The sequence below is a fragment of the Devosia yakushimensis genome, assembly GCF_030159855.1.
Lineage (GTDB): Bacteria > Pseudomonadota > Alphaproteobacteria > Rhizobiales > Devosiaceae > Devosia > Devosia yakushimensis.
Map to the genome: position 1 here is coordinate 3,053,470 of NZ_BSNG01000001.1, position 15,672 is coordinate 3,069,141.

General features: G+C 63.1%; 13 protein-coding genes. 7 read left to right on the forward strand and 6 right to left on the reverse strand.

Translation table 11 applies throughout. The features are described 5' to 3' along the window. Window positions 1-167: 167 nt before the first annotated feature. Entirely contained in the window at window positions 168-1,460 is a 1,293-nt protein-coding gene (locus QQL79_RS14795) for a sensor histidine kinase (protein ID WP_284392147.1), read from the reverse strand. 92 nt (window positions 1,461-1,552) lie between these two features. On the opposite strand from QQL79_RS14795, the gene ppk2 reads away from it, so the two are divergent. Then, a complete protein-coding gene (gene ppk2, locus QQL79_RS14800; RefSeq protein WP_284392150.1) occupies window positions 1,553-2,410 on the forward strand; it encodes a polyphosphate kinase 2 in 858 nt (285 codons plus the stop codon). Window positions 2,411-2,561: 151 nt separating this feature from the next. Here ppk2 and QQL79_RS14805 read toward each other — a convergent pair whose 3' ends face one another. Then, complete coding sequence (locus QQL79_RS14805) at window positions 2,562-3,407, reverse strand: MurR/RpiR family transcriptional regulator (protein WP_284392152.1); 846 nt, start codon at window positions 3,405-3,407, stop codon at window positions 2,562-2,564. 99 nt (window positions 3,408-3,506) lie between these two features. On the opposite strand from QQL79_RS14805, the gene QQL79_RS14810 reads away from it, so the two are divergent. The 5 genes from QQL79_RS14810 to QQL79_RS14830 all read left to right on the forward strand — a co-directional run bounded on the left by QQL79_RS14810 (window position 3,507) and on the right by QQL79_RS14830 (window position 10,030). Next, the gene (locus tag QQL79_RS14810) at window positions 3,507-4,277 is read left to right on the forward strand and encodes an N-formylglutamate amidohydrolase (protein ID WP_284392154.1); all 771 of its coding nucleotides are present in this window, start codon (window positions 3,507-3,509) and stop codon (window positions 4,275-4,277) included. A 39-nt stretch (window positions 4,278-4,316) separates the two neighbouring features. Then, window positions 4,317-5,831 (forward strand): amino acid permease, encoded by a 1,515-nt coding sequence (locus QQL79_RS14815; RefSeq protein ID WP_284392156.1) that lies wholly within the window; start codon window positions 4,317-4,319, stop codon window positions 5,829-5,831. A gap of 111 nt (window positions 5,832-5,942) precedes the next feature. After that, window positions 5,943-7,304 carry a glutamine synthetase family protein gene (locus QQL79_RS14820; RefSeq protein WP_284392157.1) on the forward strand — a complete coding sequence of 454 codons (1,362 nt, stop codon included), beginning with the start codon at window positions 5,943-5,945 and terminating at the stop codon, window positions 7,302-7,304. 65 nt (window positions 7,305-7,369) lie between these two features. Beyond that, window positions 7,370-8,752, forward strand: a complete 1,383-nt coding sequence (locus tag QQL79_RS14825) for an aldehyde dehydrogenase family protein (RefSeq protein WP_284392158.1) — start codon at window positions 7,370-7,372, stop codon at window positions 8,750-8,752. A gap of 117 nt (window positions 8,753-8,869) precedes the next feature. Further along, the gene (locus QQL79_RS14830; RefSeq protein ID WP_370461254.1) at window positions 8,870-10,030 is read left to right on the forward strand and encodes an iron-containing alcohol dehydrogenase; all 1,161 of its coding nucleotides are present in this window, start codon (window positions 8,870-8,872) and stop codon (window positions 10,028-10,030) included. A gap of 222 nt (window positions 10,031-10,252) precedes the next feature. Here the strand turns inward: QQL79_RS14830 and QQL79_RS14835 are convergent, their stop codons facing one another. Next, on the reverse strand, window positions 10,253-11,722 hold the full coding sequence (locus tag QQL79_RS14835; protein WP_284392161.1) for a mannitol dehydrogenase family protein: 1,470 nt from the start codon (window positions 11,720-11,722) through the stop codon (window positions 10,253-10,255). 200 nt (window positions 11,723-11,922) lie between these two features. Between QQL79_RS14835 and QQL79_RS14840 the strand changes: the two genes are divergently transcribed. Further along, window positions 11,923-12,834, forward strand: a complete 912-nt coding sequence (locus QQL79_RS14840) for a sugar kinase (protein WP_284392163.1) — start codon at window positions 11,923-11,925, stop codon at window positions 12,832-12,834. Window positions 12,835-12,846: 12 nt separating this feature from the next. Here the strand turns inward: QQL79_RS14840 and QQL79_RS14845 are convergent, their stop codons facing one another. The 3 genes from QQL79_RS14845 to QQL79_RS14855 form a co-directional block, all read right to left on the reverse strand. After that, window positions 12,847-13,392 (reverse strand): DUF924 family protein, encoded by a 546-nt coding sequence (locus QQL79_RS14845; RefSeq protein ID WP_284392165.1) that lies wholly within the window; start codon window positions 13,390-13,392, stop codon window positions 12,847-12,849. Between the two features lie 10 nt (window positions 13,393-13,402). Beyond that, window positions 13,403-14,404 carry a zinc-binding alcohol dehydrogenase family protein gene (locus tag QQL79_RS14850; protein WP_284392167.1) on the reverse strand — a complete coding sequence of 334 codons (1,002 nt, stop codon included), beginning with the start codon at window positions 14,402-14,404 and terminating at the stop codon, window positions 13,403-13,405. Between the two features lie 264 nt (window positions 14,405-14,668). Next, window positions 14,669-15,586 (reverse strand): VOC family protein, encoded by a 918-nt coding sequence (locus QQL79_RS14855; protein WP_284392168.1) that lies wholly within the window; start codon window positions 15,584-15,586, stop codon window positions 14,669-14,671. Window positions 15,587-15,672 lie beyond the last annotated feature (86 nt).

Consider the following 15,672-nt stretch of genomic DNA (forward strand, 5'->3'; position numbering starts at 1 on the left):
TTTTTGTTTGGGCTGCTTGCACTCGCACGCGATACCCCCTCCTAACCTCCCCCTGATAGGGGGCGGGACCGCTCCACTCTTGGGGCTGGATCGAGTTTTAGCCGCCGGCCCGTCCCTCCCCCTATCAGGGGGAGGTTAGGAGGGGGTACCGGGAGCCCCGTCCCGCCCTAGGGCAGCAGCACGTCCACGCGCATACCTTCGCCCAGCTTGCTGCGGATCACCAATTGGCCACGGTGGCGGTTGACGATGTGCTTGACGATGGCGAGCCCGAGCCCGGTACCCTTTTTCTTCCGGCTGACATCGGCATCGATGCGGTAGAAGCGCTCGGTGAGGCGGGGCACATATTCTGGGGCGACGCCGGGCCCGTGGTCGATGATCGTCACCATGTGCTGGAAGCCCGGACGCCCGGCCGGAGCGAGGCTGACTTCGATGGTCTTGCCGTCCGAGCCATATTTGATGGCATTGTCGAGCAGGTTTTCGAACACTTCATAGAGCTGGGAACGATCGCCCGTGGTGATGGCGGCCCCTTCAGGCAGGCTCAGCACGATATCGAGCTCGGCGGCCTTGGCCTGGGTCATCAGGCCCTCGCGCACTTCGCGCAAGAGGCCGGTGAGATCGATGGTGCCGGTGGGGCGCACATGCTGGTGCATTTCGATGCGCGAGAGGCTCAGCAGGTCGTCGATCAGCTTGCTCATGCGTTCGGCCTGGCCGCGCATGATGCCCAGGAATTTTTCCCGCGCCGCCGCATCCTTGGCCGCCGGGCCCAAAAGGGTGTCGATAAAGCCCAGAAGCGAGGCCAGCGGGGTGCGCAATTCGTGGCTGGCATTGGCGATGAAATCGCTGCGCAGCGCATCGACCCGCTTGAGCTCAGTCAGGCTCTGCATGGTCACCACCAATTGGCGGCCGTCATCGGCAGACCATTCGGCGCCTTCACGCCGCAGCGGGGCGACGATCACCCGGTCCCAGGTTTCCGAGGGCAGGGTTTCGTGCAGCTCGATGGTCTTGGTATTGCCGGTGCGGATCACCGTATCGATGGCCTGCACCAGTTCGGGATTGCGCAGCGAGAAGGTGATGGGGTTGCCCGGCAAGACGGTTGTATATTGCCGGCGCGCGGCCGCATTGGCATGGACCACCACGGCGCGCCGGTCGAGCACGAAACAGGGATCGGTCAAGGCATCGGCAAAGGCGGTGACCGGAATTTGCTCGCTGGCCGGCGTCAGGGAAGCAGGGATCGGTGCCGGCACGGTCTTGGTGACCGTAACGATGCCCACAGGCAAAAAGGCCATGGCGGCAACCACCGCCAGGAAAGCCACGATTGCGGGCAGGATATGCAGCCAGCCGAACAGCACCAAAGCAAAAAAGACGCCGAAAATGCCCGCCAAAAGGCCCGATTGCGCGCTGAGCCGCGCCAGGATTTGGGTCAGAACAGAGGTAGGCGGGGATGCGGTCGGTTCGTCCATTTTGCGCCAATGCCGAATCAAGGGTTCCATCGTGGCCCTTGCACTCAAGGGCGGCTTCATAGCACGTTCAAGGTGACAACGGAGCGACAACCATGAGCGATCCCTTCGAGGGCTTCGATATTGAAGATCCCGACCTGCCCAAGGCCATTGAAAAGCACGCCATGCGTTCGGGCGGCTATCCTTATGACGATAAGCTCGACAGCAAGATCTATGAAGCCGAGATGTATGCGCTGCAAAAGCAGCTCGTGCTGCTGCAGAGCCATCTGCAGACCAGCGGCGAGCGCGTCATGCTGGTCTTCGAGGGGCGCGATGCGGCCGGCAAGGGCGGCACGATCAAGACCTATCTCGAAAATCTCAACCCGCGCCACAATCTCATCGCCGCGCTCCCCAAGCCCAATGACCGGGAGCGTACGCAATGGTATTTCCAGCGCTATGTCGATTGGCTGCCGGCGGCGGGCGAGACGGTGCTGTTCGACCGCTCCTGGTATAATAGAGCCGGGGTGGAACCGGTGATGGGGTTCTGCACGCCCGAACAGACCGAAACCTTTTTGGAGGAAGCGCCGGAATTCGAAAAGCGCCTCACCCGGGATGGCATACACCTGTTCAAATTCTGGCTTTCCATCGGTCGGGAAATGCAGCTCAAGCGGTTCCATGACCGCCGGCACGACCCGCTCAAGGTGTGGAAGCTCTCGCCCATTGATCTGCAAGCCCTGGGCAAGTGGGATGCCTATACGGCAGCGCGCGACATGATGCTCACGCGAACCGACAGCAAGCACGCGCCCTGGACGGTGATCCGCGCCAATGACAAGCGGCGGGGACGGATCAATGTCATCCGCACGGTGCTCGACGCCCTGGACTACCAGGGCAAGAGCGGCAAGGCGATCGGGGAGATCGACCCCAAGATCAGGCTCAGCGCGGATGCGTTTTTGAAGCTGAAGAAGAGTGAGTGAGGCCGATAGGTTTTGCCTGCGCGAGCCCCATGCCTTTTCCGCGACGTCATTCCCGCGCAGGCGGGAATCCATTCTTCTTGCATCCAGGAGTAGAAAGAGTGGATTCCCGCCTGCGCGGGAATGACGCTGTGGCGGGGCGGATCGGGGCCCCTTACGGCACCCCACCCGGCTCAATCGACCCAATCCGTTTACTCGCCATCGGCCAGGCCAGTTCCGTGGTCCGGGCAATGATCGCCTCGACCAGCGTGAACAACGAGCCATTGGCGTCCCATGTCCGATCCAGCGCCGTGCGACAAGGCAGGACCAGCTTGGCATAGCGGGATACCGGGCTCATCCATTCATCGGTGATAAGGATGATCTGGGCGCGGCGGGCCGCCAGGTCGGCGGCCGCTTCGAGCAGGCTCGGATCGTAGCGCCGCACGTCGAAAATGACGGCGGTGTCGCCGGGGCGGACATCGATCATCTGGTCCGCGCGGGTGGCCGGGCGGCCGTCCAAGCGCCGCATGCCGGGACGGATCAGCCGCAAATGGGCTTCCATATAGCCGGCGAGGAAATCGGTGAAGCGCCCGCCGCCCAGATAGCATTGCCCCTTGGCCTCGGCGATGCGCTGGCAGACCGCCTCGAATTCCGATGGCGGGATCAACTCGGCCGTACCGCGCAGATTATCGGCGGCCTGGGCGGTAAAGCGGCCGAGGAAATTGTCGTCGCCGCCCGTTCCGGCCATGGCGGCATGAGCGCGTTGCAGCGGCGACTTGGCCCGTTCCTCCAATTCCTCGCGCAAGGCGCGCTGGAAATCGGGATAGGATTTATAGCCCAATTGGGAGACGAAGCGCAGCACGGTGGCGGGACTGGCGCCAGCCTGGCTGCCGAATTCGGCCACGGGTGCCAGACCCAATGTGGGATAGGCGCCCAGCAGGCCGCGGGCGGCACGCTTTTCGGCCGGGGTCAGCCGGTGGATGGCGTCATGGATGCGCGCGGCAACGCTTTTCCCCTCCATACTTGCCCTCCCATTCTGAAATTCTGGTTTCAGTATTGACAGTTTTTGCAATTACGGAACAACTGATACAGAAGTTAACCGGCCACGCGTAGAGGGAAAGTGGACGTTAGCGCAGAAAAACCGGTGCAGGTGCTCAATGCGCGAGGGCGATCGCCCTTCGTCATCGTGTGCGATCATGCCTCCAATCGGCTACCGGCCAAATATGGCGATCTGGGCCTCAGCCATGCCGAGCGGGTCAGCCACATCGCCTGGGACCCAGGGGCGCTGGCGGTGAGCCGGGCGCTGTCGGAAAGCCTTGATGCGCCGCTGGTCTATTCCACGGTTTCCCGCCTTATCATCGATTGCAACCGGGACCTGGACGCGCCGGACCTGATCTGGACGCTCTCGGAGGCGACGCGGATCGCGGCCAATGAAAATCTCGACGCGGCCGAGCGGCAATATCGCATCGACAGCTTCCACCGACCCTATCACACCGCGATCGAAACCCTGCTCGAAGCGCGCCGCCATGCCGGGCAGGATAGCGTGCTGGTCTGCATGCATTCCTTTACACCGGTCTATCATGGCGTCAGCCGCCCTTGGCCGATCGGGCTGATCCATGGGGTGGATACGCACTATACCAAGGCGCTGCTCGAGGCGCTCGAGGAGGAGGCTGCGGACCTCAATATCGGCTGGAACGAGCCCTATGCGGCGCTCAATGGCGTCACGCTGACGCTGGAAAAGCATGGCGACGGGCGGGGGCTCGACGCCAGTATGATCGAAATCCGCAATGACGAAATTCTCGAACCCGCCGGAGTGGCCCTTTGGGCCGGCCGGCTGGCCCGTTGTCTTGAGGCCGCACGATTACAGCGGAAAGAGGCGATGGCACTCTAAGGCATTCTTTACCGGGGCTAACAATCAGGGGACGTGATTATGGCTGAGACAAGAAAGGTCGGAAGCGTCGCTTATGCGACGCGAGACAAGGAATATTTCGCAAAACGCGGTCTGCAGCGTTACGCGGGCATCTGGTCGCTATGGGCGCTGGGTGTCGGCGCAGTGATTTCGGGACATTTCTCGGGCTGGAATTTCGGCTTCATGACCGGCGGCTGGGGCGGCATGGTCGTGGCCGCGGCCATTATCGCCATCATGTATCTGGGCCTGGTTTCCTCCATCGCCGAAATGAGCCCGGCCCTGCCCCATACCGGGGCCGCCTATTCCTTCGCGCGCACCTCGATGGGCCCCTGGGGCGGGTTCATCACGGGCCTGTTTGAAAATGTCGAATATGTGCTCACCCCGGCGGTGATCTGCACCTTCATCTCGGGCTATTTCGGCTCGATCACCGGGCTGGACACGGCCTATTATCCCATATTGTGGATCGTGTTCTTCGCCATCTTCCTGGCGCTCAACATTTATGGCGTGGCCCTCAGCTACAAGGTTACGCTGGTGGTGACGCTGATCTCGCTGGCGGGCCTGGTCTTCTTCTGGTTCAGCGCCTTCCCCAATATCGATTTCTCGCGCTGGGCGCTCAATATCGGGGTGGGCCCGGATGGCGCGGCAACCGAGCTGCCGGAAGGCAATGGCTCGTGGTTCCCCTTTGGCTGGCAAGGCGTGCTGGCCACCCTGCCCTTCGCGGTCTGGCTGTTCCTGGCCATCGAGCAGGTGCCGCTGGCCGCCGAGGAATCGGTCGATCCCAAACGCGACATGCCCAAGGGCATCCTCTTGGGATTCTGCACACTGCTGCTCAGCGCCTTCATGATCGTGCTGCTCAATCCCTCGATTGCCGGTGTCGGCGCCTTCAGCCTGGGCACGTCGCTGGAGCCGGCCCTGCAGGGTATCCGCGCCATTTATGGCGACGCCGCCGCGCCGCTTTTCGGCATCGTGGCGCTGATCGGGCTGATCGCTTCGTTCCACACCATTTTGTATGCGCAGGGCCGCCAGGTCTATTCGCTGAGCCGGGCGGGCTATTTCCCCTCCGCGCTGTCGGTGACCCATGACAAATACAAGACCCCCCATATCGCCATGATCGCGGGCGCCCTGCTCGGGCTGGCCGTGATGCTGGTGATCTGGTTCGTCAATGGCGGCGGCGGCGATGGCGCGGACCAGCTGGGTGACGATATTATCGGCTCGGTGCTGCTCAACATGGCCGTGTTCGGCGCGATGCTGAGCTATATCATGCAGGCGCTGAGCTTCATCATCCTGCGGCGCAACCTGCCCAATATCGAGCGGCCCTTCCGCTCGCCCGTGGGCATTCCCGGCGCGGTGCTGACCATAATCATCGCGGCCATCACCCTGTTCTACCAATTGCAGGACCCCAATTTCTTCAAGGGCGTGATCTGGGTGGTGCTGTGGTGCGCGGTGGGCGTGGCCTATTTCGCCCTGATCGGCCGGCACAAGCTGATCATGTCGCCGGAAGAAGAATTCGCACTGGAACACAAGGCACCGGCGTAAGCCGGACGCCACGGCGCCCGGGTCCGTCCCGGGCGCTGTTCATTCCACGACGTCATTTCCGCGCAGGCGGGAATGACGCGGTGGTGAGAAAAAACAAGCGAGGGGGAAGCAATGGCCTATTCACTGGAAGCACTGCGCAAGGATGTCGCCGAAGGCAGGATCGATACCGTGCTGGTGGCCTTTCCCGACATGCAGGGCCGCATGATCGGCAAGCGCTTCCAGGCCGAATATTTCCTCGACACCGCCCATGACGAAACCCATGGCTGCGATTACCTGCTGGCCGACGATATCGACATGGAGCCGGTGCCCGGCTACCAGGCAGCCAATTGGGCCAAGGGCTATGGCGATTTCGTCATGAAGCCTGATCTCTCGACGCTGATGAAGGCGAGCTGGCTCGACGGCACGGCCATCGTGCTATGCGATCTCAGCGACCATCACCACCACGAGCCCATCGCCCATTCGCCGCGCGCCATCCTCAAGGGGCAGGTCGAGCGGCTCGCGTCCATGGGCTATAGTGCCAATGCGGCAACGGAACTGGAATTCTACCTGTTCGACGAGGATTATCGAACCATCAGCCAGAAGGGCTATCGAACCGCGCAGACAGCGGGCGATTACATTCAGGACTACCACATCTTCCAGACCACCAAGGAAGAAGGGGTGATGCGCGCCCTGCGCAAGCATTTGCAGGCCTCGGGCATTCCGGTGGAAAGCTCCAAGGGCGAATGGGGGCCGGGGCAGGAAGAAATCAACGTCAGATATTCCGATGCGCTGACCATGGCCGACCGCCATGTGGTGCTGAAAAACGCCACCAAGGAAATCGCCCATGCCCAGGGCAAGGCCGTGACCTTCATGGCCAAGTGGGATTTTGGCCTGGCCGGTTCATCGAGCCATATCCACATGTCGCTGGCAGGCAAGGATGGCGAGCCGGTTTTTGCCGATGCCAAGGGGGAGCGCGGCATGTCCGATGTGATGCGCCAGTTCATGGCCGGGCAATTGGCCTATGCGCGGGACATCACCTATTTCCTCGCGCCCTATATCAATAGCTACAAGCGCTATCAGGCCGGCACTTTCGCGCCCACCAAGGCGATCTGGAGCCCGGACAATCGCACGGCCGGCTTCCGGCTTTGCGGCGAGCATTCCAAAGCCATCCGCGTCGAATGCCGCATGGGCGGGGCCGATCTCAATCCCTATCTCGCCATTGCCGCGCTGATCGCGGCCGGAATCAAGGGCATCGAGGACAAGCTCGAACTCGAACCCGCCTTTGTCGGGGACGCCTATGTGACCAAGAAACTGCGCGAAATCCCCAAGACACTGCGCGAAGCCACCGATACGCTGCGCAAATCCAAAATGCTCAAGGATGCCTTTGGCGAGCAGGTCATTGGCCATTACGTGCATACGGCCGAATGGGAACAATTCGAATATGATCGCCGCGTGACGGACTGGGAATTGCAGCGCGGGTTCGAGCGGAGTTGAGAGCCCCCGCGCCCCGGACGCCCTGATATCAAGACCACCCACGGGGAAAGACCAAAGGCCAAAGAATGACCGAAACGATCAAAATCATCTCCCCCATCGATGGCAGCATCTATGCCGAGCGCCCGCTGGCAAGCCCAGCCGAGATCGAGGCGGCGGTTGCCCGCGCCAAGGCGGCCCGGCTGGGTTGGGGGGAGGTCACCATTGCCGAGCGCGGCAAGATCATTTCGCATTTCGTCGATGCGCTGTTGGCGATGAATGACGAGATCGTGCCGGAACTGGCCTGGCAGATGGGCCGCCCGATCCGTTTCGGCGGAGAAAAGCGGGGCGTCGAGGAACGCGCCCGCTATATGATCGATCTGGCCGCCGAGGCGCTGGCGCCCGCCGAAAAGCCCGGCAAGGAGGGCTTTACCCGCTATATCACCCGCGAGCCGCTGGGCACGGTGATGGTGATCGCGCCGTGGAATTATCCCTTCCTCACCGCGGTCAATTCCATTGTGCCGGGCCTGATGGCGGGCAATGCCATCCTTCTCAAACATGCCAGCCAGACGCTCCTTGCCGGCGAGCGGTTCGCCGCCGCGGCGCGGCGGGCCGGGCTGCCGGAGGGGATTTTCCAGAACCTGGTACTGGGCCATGCCGATACGGAAAAGCTGATCGCCTCGGGGCAGATCGACCACATCAATTTCACCGGCTCGGTGGAGGGCGGACGCCGCATCGAGCAGGCGGCCGCCGGCACTTTCGCCACGCTGGGGCTGGAACTGGGCGGCAAGGACCCCGCCTATGTGCGCGAGGACGCCGATATCGGCCATGCCGTCGAGAACCTGGTCGATGGCTCCTTCTTCAATTCCGGACAGAGCTGTTGCGGGGTCGAACGCATCTATGTGCATGCCGCGGTGCATGACGATTTCGTCGCCCGCTTCATCGAGGCTGCCAGGGGCTGGACGCTGGGCAATCCGCTTGAGGCAGAGACTATTGTCGGGCCCATGGCGCGCGGCAGCTTTGCCGATCACGTGCGCCAGCAGACCGAAGAGGCGGTACGTGGCGGGGCGGCGCGGCATCTCAATTCGAAGCACGCCCTTGATGCTGCCGGCTCGCCCTACCTGGCGCCCGAAGTGCTGACCGGGGTCAACCACCAGATGAGCGTGATGCGCGAGGAGAGTTTCGGGCCGGTGGTCGGCATCATGAAGGTGGCCGACGATGCCGAGGCGGTGACGCTGATGAATGACAGCCCCTATGGCCTCACCGCCTCGATCTGGACCGAGGACCTGGTGGCGGCGGGGAAGCTGGGCGGCAAGATCGAGACCGGCACGGTCTTTGCCAATCGCTGCGATTATCTCGATCCGGCGCTGGTCTGGACCGGGGTGAAGGATACCGGCAAGGGCGGCGCCTTGAGCGAAATCGGCTATGCGAACCTCAGCCAGCCCAAGTCGTTTCATTTGAAGCGGGCTTAGCAGGATTTCGCCCTACCACAGGGTCACTCCCGCGAAAGCGGGAACCTCTGTTTTGGGGCCCAAGGAAGAAAACGGAGGTTCCCGCTTTCGCGGGAATGACCCGGTGAGAGAAGAGGCATCGTCATGACCAAAGCCAATTGGAATTACCCCACCGCCGTCAAATTCGGTCCCGGCCGCATTGCCGAATTGCCCGAGGTGCTGAAATCCACCGGCATCACCAAGCCCCTGCTCGTCACCGATGCCGGGCTGGTCAACCTGCCCGTGACGCAGAAGACCATCCAATTGCTCAAGGATGCGGGCATTCCGGTCGGGGTCTTTGCCGATGTCAAACCCAATCCGATCTCCGCCAATGTGGAAGCCGGCATCAAGGTGCTGCGCGAGGGTGGGCATGATGGCGTCATCGCCTTTGGCGGCGGTTCCGGATTGGATGTGGGCAAGGTCATCGCCTTCATGGCCGGGCAGACCCGTCCGATGTGGGATTTCGAGGACATTGGCGATTGGTGGACGCGGGCCGATCCCAAGGGCATTTTCCCCATCATCGCGGTGCCGACCACGGCAGGCACGGGCTCGGAAGTCGGCCGCGCCGGCGTCATCACCGATGAGACGACCCATACCAAAAAGGTCATCTTTCACCCCCTGATGATGCCCAAGGTGGTGATATCAGATCCCGAACTGACGGTCGGCATGCCCCGCTTCATCACCGTGGGCACGGGCATGGATGCGCTGGCCCATTGCCTCGAAGCCTATTGCGCACCGGGCTATCATCCGCTGGCCGATGGCATTGCGGTGGAGGGCATTCGGCTGGTGTTCGAAAACCTGCCCAAGGTGGTGGCCGACCCCAATGACGTGGAGGCGCGCGGCCATATGATGAGCGCGGCAGCCATGGGCGCCACCGCCTTCCAGAAGGGGCTGGGCGCCATTCATGCGCTGAGCCATCCGGTCGGGGCGCTCTATGACACCCATCATGGCATGACCAATGCGGTGTTCATGCCCTATGTGTTGATGGTCAACAAGACGGCGATCGAGGCCCGAATTGCCCGGCTGGCCGCCTATCTGGGGCTATCGCCGACCTTCGAAGCGTTCCTCCACGCCATTATCGGCCTGCGCCTGCGGCTCGATGTGCCCCATACCCTGGCCGAGTTCAAGGTGGATGGAAGCCAGCGCGAGCTGATCGGAGACATGGCGATTGTCGACCCCACGGCAGGGGGCAATCCGGTGGAGCTGACCAAGGCGCGGGCGCTGGAGATTTTTGATCGGGCGATGGAGGGAAGGGTTTAGGACTCCCCGCTGAATACAGTGTTTCGTCTGGATGCTTTCAAAAGCGCGGTGTCATTCCGGCGAAGGCCGGAATCCATGCTGTGAAGCATCCAGAGACACAGATGGTCGCCGAGAGATGCGGACGTGGATTCCGGCCTTCGCCGGAATGACACCGTGGGTGGTGTGAGCCTTGGCAAAATACTCCCCGCAAGGGGGAGGGTGTCGACTGCTACTTTGTGGCCCCTACCCCACCACCTCCCGCACCGTCTCGGCCGCGCCCACGTCGAACAGGCTATCGAGGTGTTCCACCACATCGGCGCCGAACACTTCATTGTCCGCCAGGTCATCGCCGAAGACTTCGGCCAGTCCCACCAGGCCCTCGAATAGCGCTTCGGGATCGCTCCCCGCGCCAGCGGCAATCGCCATCATGCGGATGGCCAGCGGATCGCGGACATCGATGTTTTCGCCCTTTTCGTCAATGCCCATGACGTAGCGCATCCAGGCCGCCACGCCCAATGACAGCCGCTCGATGCCCTGGCCGGCGGCGAGCCGGTCGCGGATGGTGCCGAGCAGGCGCTGGGGCAGTTTCTGGCTGCCATCCATGGCAATCTGCCAGATGCGGTGCTTGAGCGCGGGATTGGCGAAGCGCTCCAGCAATTGGTCACGATAGGCGCCCAGATCGGTGCCTGGCATATCGAGCGTGGGCATGACTTCCTCGGTCATCAGCCCGCGGATCAGCGCCACGAAGGCCGGATCGCCCATGGCGTCCGATACATATTCATGGCCGGCGAGATAGCCGAGATAGGCCATGGTCGAATGGCTGCCATTGAGCATGCGCAGCTTCATGCGCTCGAAGGGTTCGACATCTTCCACCAATTGCGCGCCGGCCTTTTCGAAAGCAGGGCGCCCATCGGGGAAATCGTCCTCGATGACCCATTGGGTGAAGGGCTCGGTCATGATCGGCCAGGCGTCTTCCACCCCGGTCAGCGCGGCTACGATCTCGCGGTCGGCATCGGTGGTCGAGGGTACGATGCGGTCGACCATGGTGCCGGGGAAAGCCACCTTGTCGGCCACCCATTCGCCCAGCGCCGCATCGCGCAGGCTGGCAAGCTTGCTGACGATGCGTTTCACCGTCGCCCCGTTGGAGGGCAGGTTATCGCAGCTCATCACCGCAAAGGGGGTGATGCCGGCGGCATGCCGCCGCGCCAGGGCCTCGACCAGCATGCCAGGGGCCGATTTGGGCGCGGTGGGATTGGCCAGGTCGTGGACGATATCGGGGTGGCGCTGATCGAGCTCGCCGGTGGCCGGATCGTGGCAATAGCCTTTTTCGGTGACGGTCAGCGAGACGATGCGGATTTGTGGGCTCGCCATCAGTGCGAGCAGGTCTTCGCGCTCGGAATTGGCATCGAGCACCTTGAGGATGGAGCCGATGACCCGGGGATGGGTGCCGGCGGCGTCGCGCACGGCGACGGTATAGAGCCCGTCCTGGGGTTCGAGCGCTTCCTTGGTATCGGGGCGGCGGAGGCTGGCGCCGACAATGGCCCAATCGGGCTGGTCCTTGAGCAGATCGTCGACATAGACGGCCATATGCGCGCGGTGAAAGGCGCCGATGCCCAGATGGACAATGCCCGGCGTGATCGCAGCGCGATCATAGGCGGGAAGGGCAATATCTGGGGAAATGGCAGCAAGGCTGGTGGCGCTGAGGCGCGTCATGAGGGTCTCCGGCTCAAAATCGGGGGCACTATAGTGGCCTTCCATCTTGTATGGAAGGCTGACGCCGTGTCATTCAAACACTCTCTGCGTCATTCCCGCGCAGGCGGGAATCCATTTTTTCGCCGCACCAAGAAGAATGGATTCCCGCTTGCGCGGGAATGACGTGGTGGTTAAGCGAATTGCGGATGGAGGGTAAAAAGGTGGCACAGCAGCGTTTCGTCAGCATCGGGGAATGCATGATCGAGATGAGCGGGGGCGAGAACAGCCAATATCGGCTCGGCTATGCCGGCGATACGCTCAATACCGCCTGGTATATGCGGGCCCTGCTGGGCAAGGACTGGTCGGTCGATTATTTCACCGGGCTCGGCGAAGACCGCTATTCCGACGATATCCGCACTTTTCTCGGCGATCATGATATCGGCACCAGCCATATCCGCACCGTGCCCGGCCGCCGTCCCGGCCTCTATATGATCCACCAGGAAAAGGGCGACCGGCATTTCACCTATTGGCGCGACACGTCCGCCGCCAAGCTCCTGGCCGACGACAAGGATGCGCTCCATGCCGCACTCAAGGGCGCCAGCATGGTCTATTTCTCGGGCATTACCCTGGCCATCCTGGCGCCCCGCGCCCGCGGCAGGCTGCTCGGCGCCATTGTCAGGGCGCGCGATGCGGGGGCCCGCGTGGTGTTCGACACCAATCTGCGCCCGGCGCTGTGGACCAGTCCGCGCGTCATGGCCTCGGTGCTGACCGCGGCGGCGACGCTCTGCGATGTGGTGCTGCCCACCCATGGCGATGAAGCCCCGCTCTTCGGCGATAAATCGGTGGAAGATACCGCCGAACGCTATCTCGAACTGGGCGTGGAAGAAGTGGTGGTCAAGGACGGCGCCGGCGAGGCGCTGATCGCCACCGCCAGCGAGCAGGTCAAAGTGGCGCCCAAGCCAGGCGCCAAGGTGGTGGATGCCACCGGGGCCGGCGACAGTTTCAATGGGGCTTATCTCAGCGCGCGGCTGGCCGGGAAATCGCTGCAGGAGGCCGCCGAAGCGGCGCACCGCGTAGCCGGGATAGTGATCGGACAGAAGGGCGCGCTGGTCGATCCGAAGCTGGTGCGGTAGCGGGTATCCCGCTCAAAACGCCCTGCCCTCCTGCTCCCTCATATAGGCCAGTTCCGCCTCCGTGCTCTGCCGCCCCAGCGCCGTGTTGCGGAAGGGGAAGCGGCCGAAGCGGGCGATGCAGTCGCGGTGGCCAGTCATGAAATCGAGCTGGTCCTGATTGCCCAGGGCGGCGAAGAGCCCCATGCCCTCTTCCTGGATCAGCAGGGATTCGGCATGCATGAAGGGCATGTAGAAAAAGCTGCGCCAGGCGGGCTGCACCACCTGGTCGGCCCCGGCCGCGATAGCCTCCTGGGCCAGCACCAGCGCCATCTTGTCCTGGGCGAAGGCTTCGGGCGAGCCGCGATGCAATTGCCGGGAAAACTGGTCGAGCACCACGATTTCGGCCAGCCGCCCCTCGGCGCTGCGCCGCCAGGTCCAGGCCTCGCCCCGCGCCACCTGGGCATGGGTTTCGGCAAAATTCTCGGCCAGCGCCGTATCGAATTCGGGCTTGCCGCCGAACCAGTCGTCCTCACCGTGATCGAGGAACCAGAACCGGATGACATCGTGGCTGCTGCGCATGGCCATCTCCTTAAACCGTGATGATCGCCTTGATCAGTCCGCTGCGATCATGGGCCCATTTGGGCAGATTTTCTGGCACTTCGGCAAGGCTGGTGGCGTGGGTCGCCAAAAGCCCCGTCGGTACCTGGCCGCGGCGGATGGCCGTCATGACATGCTCGAAATCCTCGCGCGTGGCATTGCGCGAGGCGCGGATGGTCAGCTCTCGCCGGTGGATTTCGGGGTCTTCCCAGGCGAGCGTGCCCTTGACCACGCCGACCAAAGTCAGCGCCCCGCCATTGCGGCAATAGTGGATCGCCTGGTTCATGGCGGGAATGGCCCCGGTGGCATCGAACACCGCATCAAAGCCCGTGCCCATGGCGGATTTGAACGCCGCGCCCTCGCGATCCTCCAGCGCCACCGCGCCAAAGCCAAAATCGCGCGCGGCGGCGAGCTTGTCGGCAGCGGCGTCGAGAATGGTCACGTCGGCTCCGGCAATACGGGCGAAAAAGGCCGCGCCCAGCCCGATCGGGCCGCCGCCCACCACCAGGACCCGCCAGCCGGGCTTGAGCTCGGTGCGCCGCACCGCATGGGCACCGATGGCGAGAAATTCCACCATGGCCGCATCGCGCAGGGAGAGATCGCCCGCCGGATAGAGATTGTCCGCGGGCATGACGATCTCTTCGGTCATGCCGCCATCGCCATGCACACCGATCACCGTCAGCGTCTCGCAGCAATTGCTCTTGCCCTCGCGGCAGGCCGGGCAATGCCCGCAGGCGAGATAGGGATTGATCACCACCGGGTCGCCGGCCCTGAGATCGGTGGCGCCATTGGCGTCGAGCACCACCCCGCTCAATTCATGCCCCATGATGCGGGGATATTGCAGGAACGGGTGCTTGCCCTCGAAGATATGATAATCGGTGCCGCAAATGCCGATATGGCTGATGCCGACGCGGACCCAGCCCGGCTTGAGCTCCGATGGCTCGATCTCGATCAGCGCTAATTGGCCCGGCGCAGCGCAGATAACGGCTTGCATGAAAGTTCTCCCACCTCTTTGGCGGGAGGACTAACATGTTAGTTCGGGAGCAGGAAGGCCAAACGGCGTCTTGGCCTGTCTTGAAGAGAATTTGGCGGGCACCATTCACCCTCCCCACCGCCGCCTTCCTCGGGCTTAACCCGAGGACCTTTCGCCGCTTGTGCCGTGCTGGGAGAGGCCCTCGGGTCAAGCCCGAGGGAAGCGATTGTGGGGTGGTGGGATTGGGCGATGACCAATGCGGGCGCCGCCACCTCTCCCCCCAAATCAGCCAACCAGCAGCTTGATCCGGTTGCCGAAGGGGTCCTGTGTTTCGACGCCGCCATCGATGGCAGAAACCGGTGCATTCGCCGCCGCCAGCCGGGCCTTTACGCCCTCGAGCGTTGCGGCATCGGGCAGGACGATGGTGAACCAGCGCAGCCCGGCCGAACCGGCTGGCGGCAGCGTCGCATTGGGGCCCGACCAGATATTGAAGGCGATGGTATGGGGCATGTAATCGAGCCCGACATCGCCCATGCCGAAGGAATGGATCAGCAGGAACCCGGCAAAGCCGATGACATCGCGATAGAAGGCCATCGCTTTCTGCAGATCGTTGACATGGACATGGACATGACCGATGCGCGTGCCGGCCGGCATGCGCGGCTCCAGCACCGGCTCGGGACCCATTTCGGCCAGGAGGCCATCGAGGTCGATGGGGTCGCGGCCCGAATGTGGCTTGCCCTCGGTGGTCGTCGCATAATGGCCCTTTTCCGGGTCGCTGAGCGTGCCGCGCCAGGGGGTCTCGAAGGTGATTTCGATGCCATTGCCATCGAGATCCCAGAGATAGATGGCCTCGGACACCAGGTGATCGGTGGGCGAAATGCGCACATTGCGTTGCAGCGCGCGCACCGCCATCTGCGCCAGGTCGGCACGGCGTGGCACATGGATGGCCACGTGATAGAGCCCGATGCTGCGGGGCTGGCTGGGCCGCAAGGCGCCGGTTTCGAGCGTGATCAGCGGCTTGCCGCCGGCGCCGAGCGTGAGTTCATTGCCGCTTTCGGCGATGAGATCGAGCCCCACCACATCTTGCCAGATGGCAAGGGCGCGGGCCCGGTCGGTCACGGCGATATGGACCGGCCCGAGGCGGGTGGTGAGGGGCAGGACGGGCTTGGACCGAACATCGGTCTGGATGCTGGCATCGATCACGATGGCCTCCTATTTCAATGATTGACCCTAGAAATAGGCGCATGGAGGCGTCCCGGGCACCCCCGGTTCGTCGAACAGTCTGATCG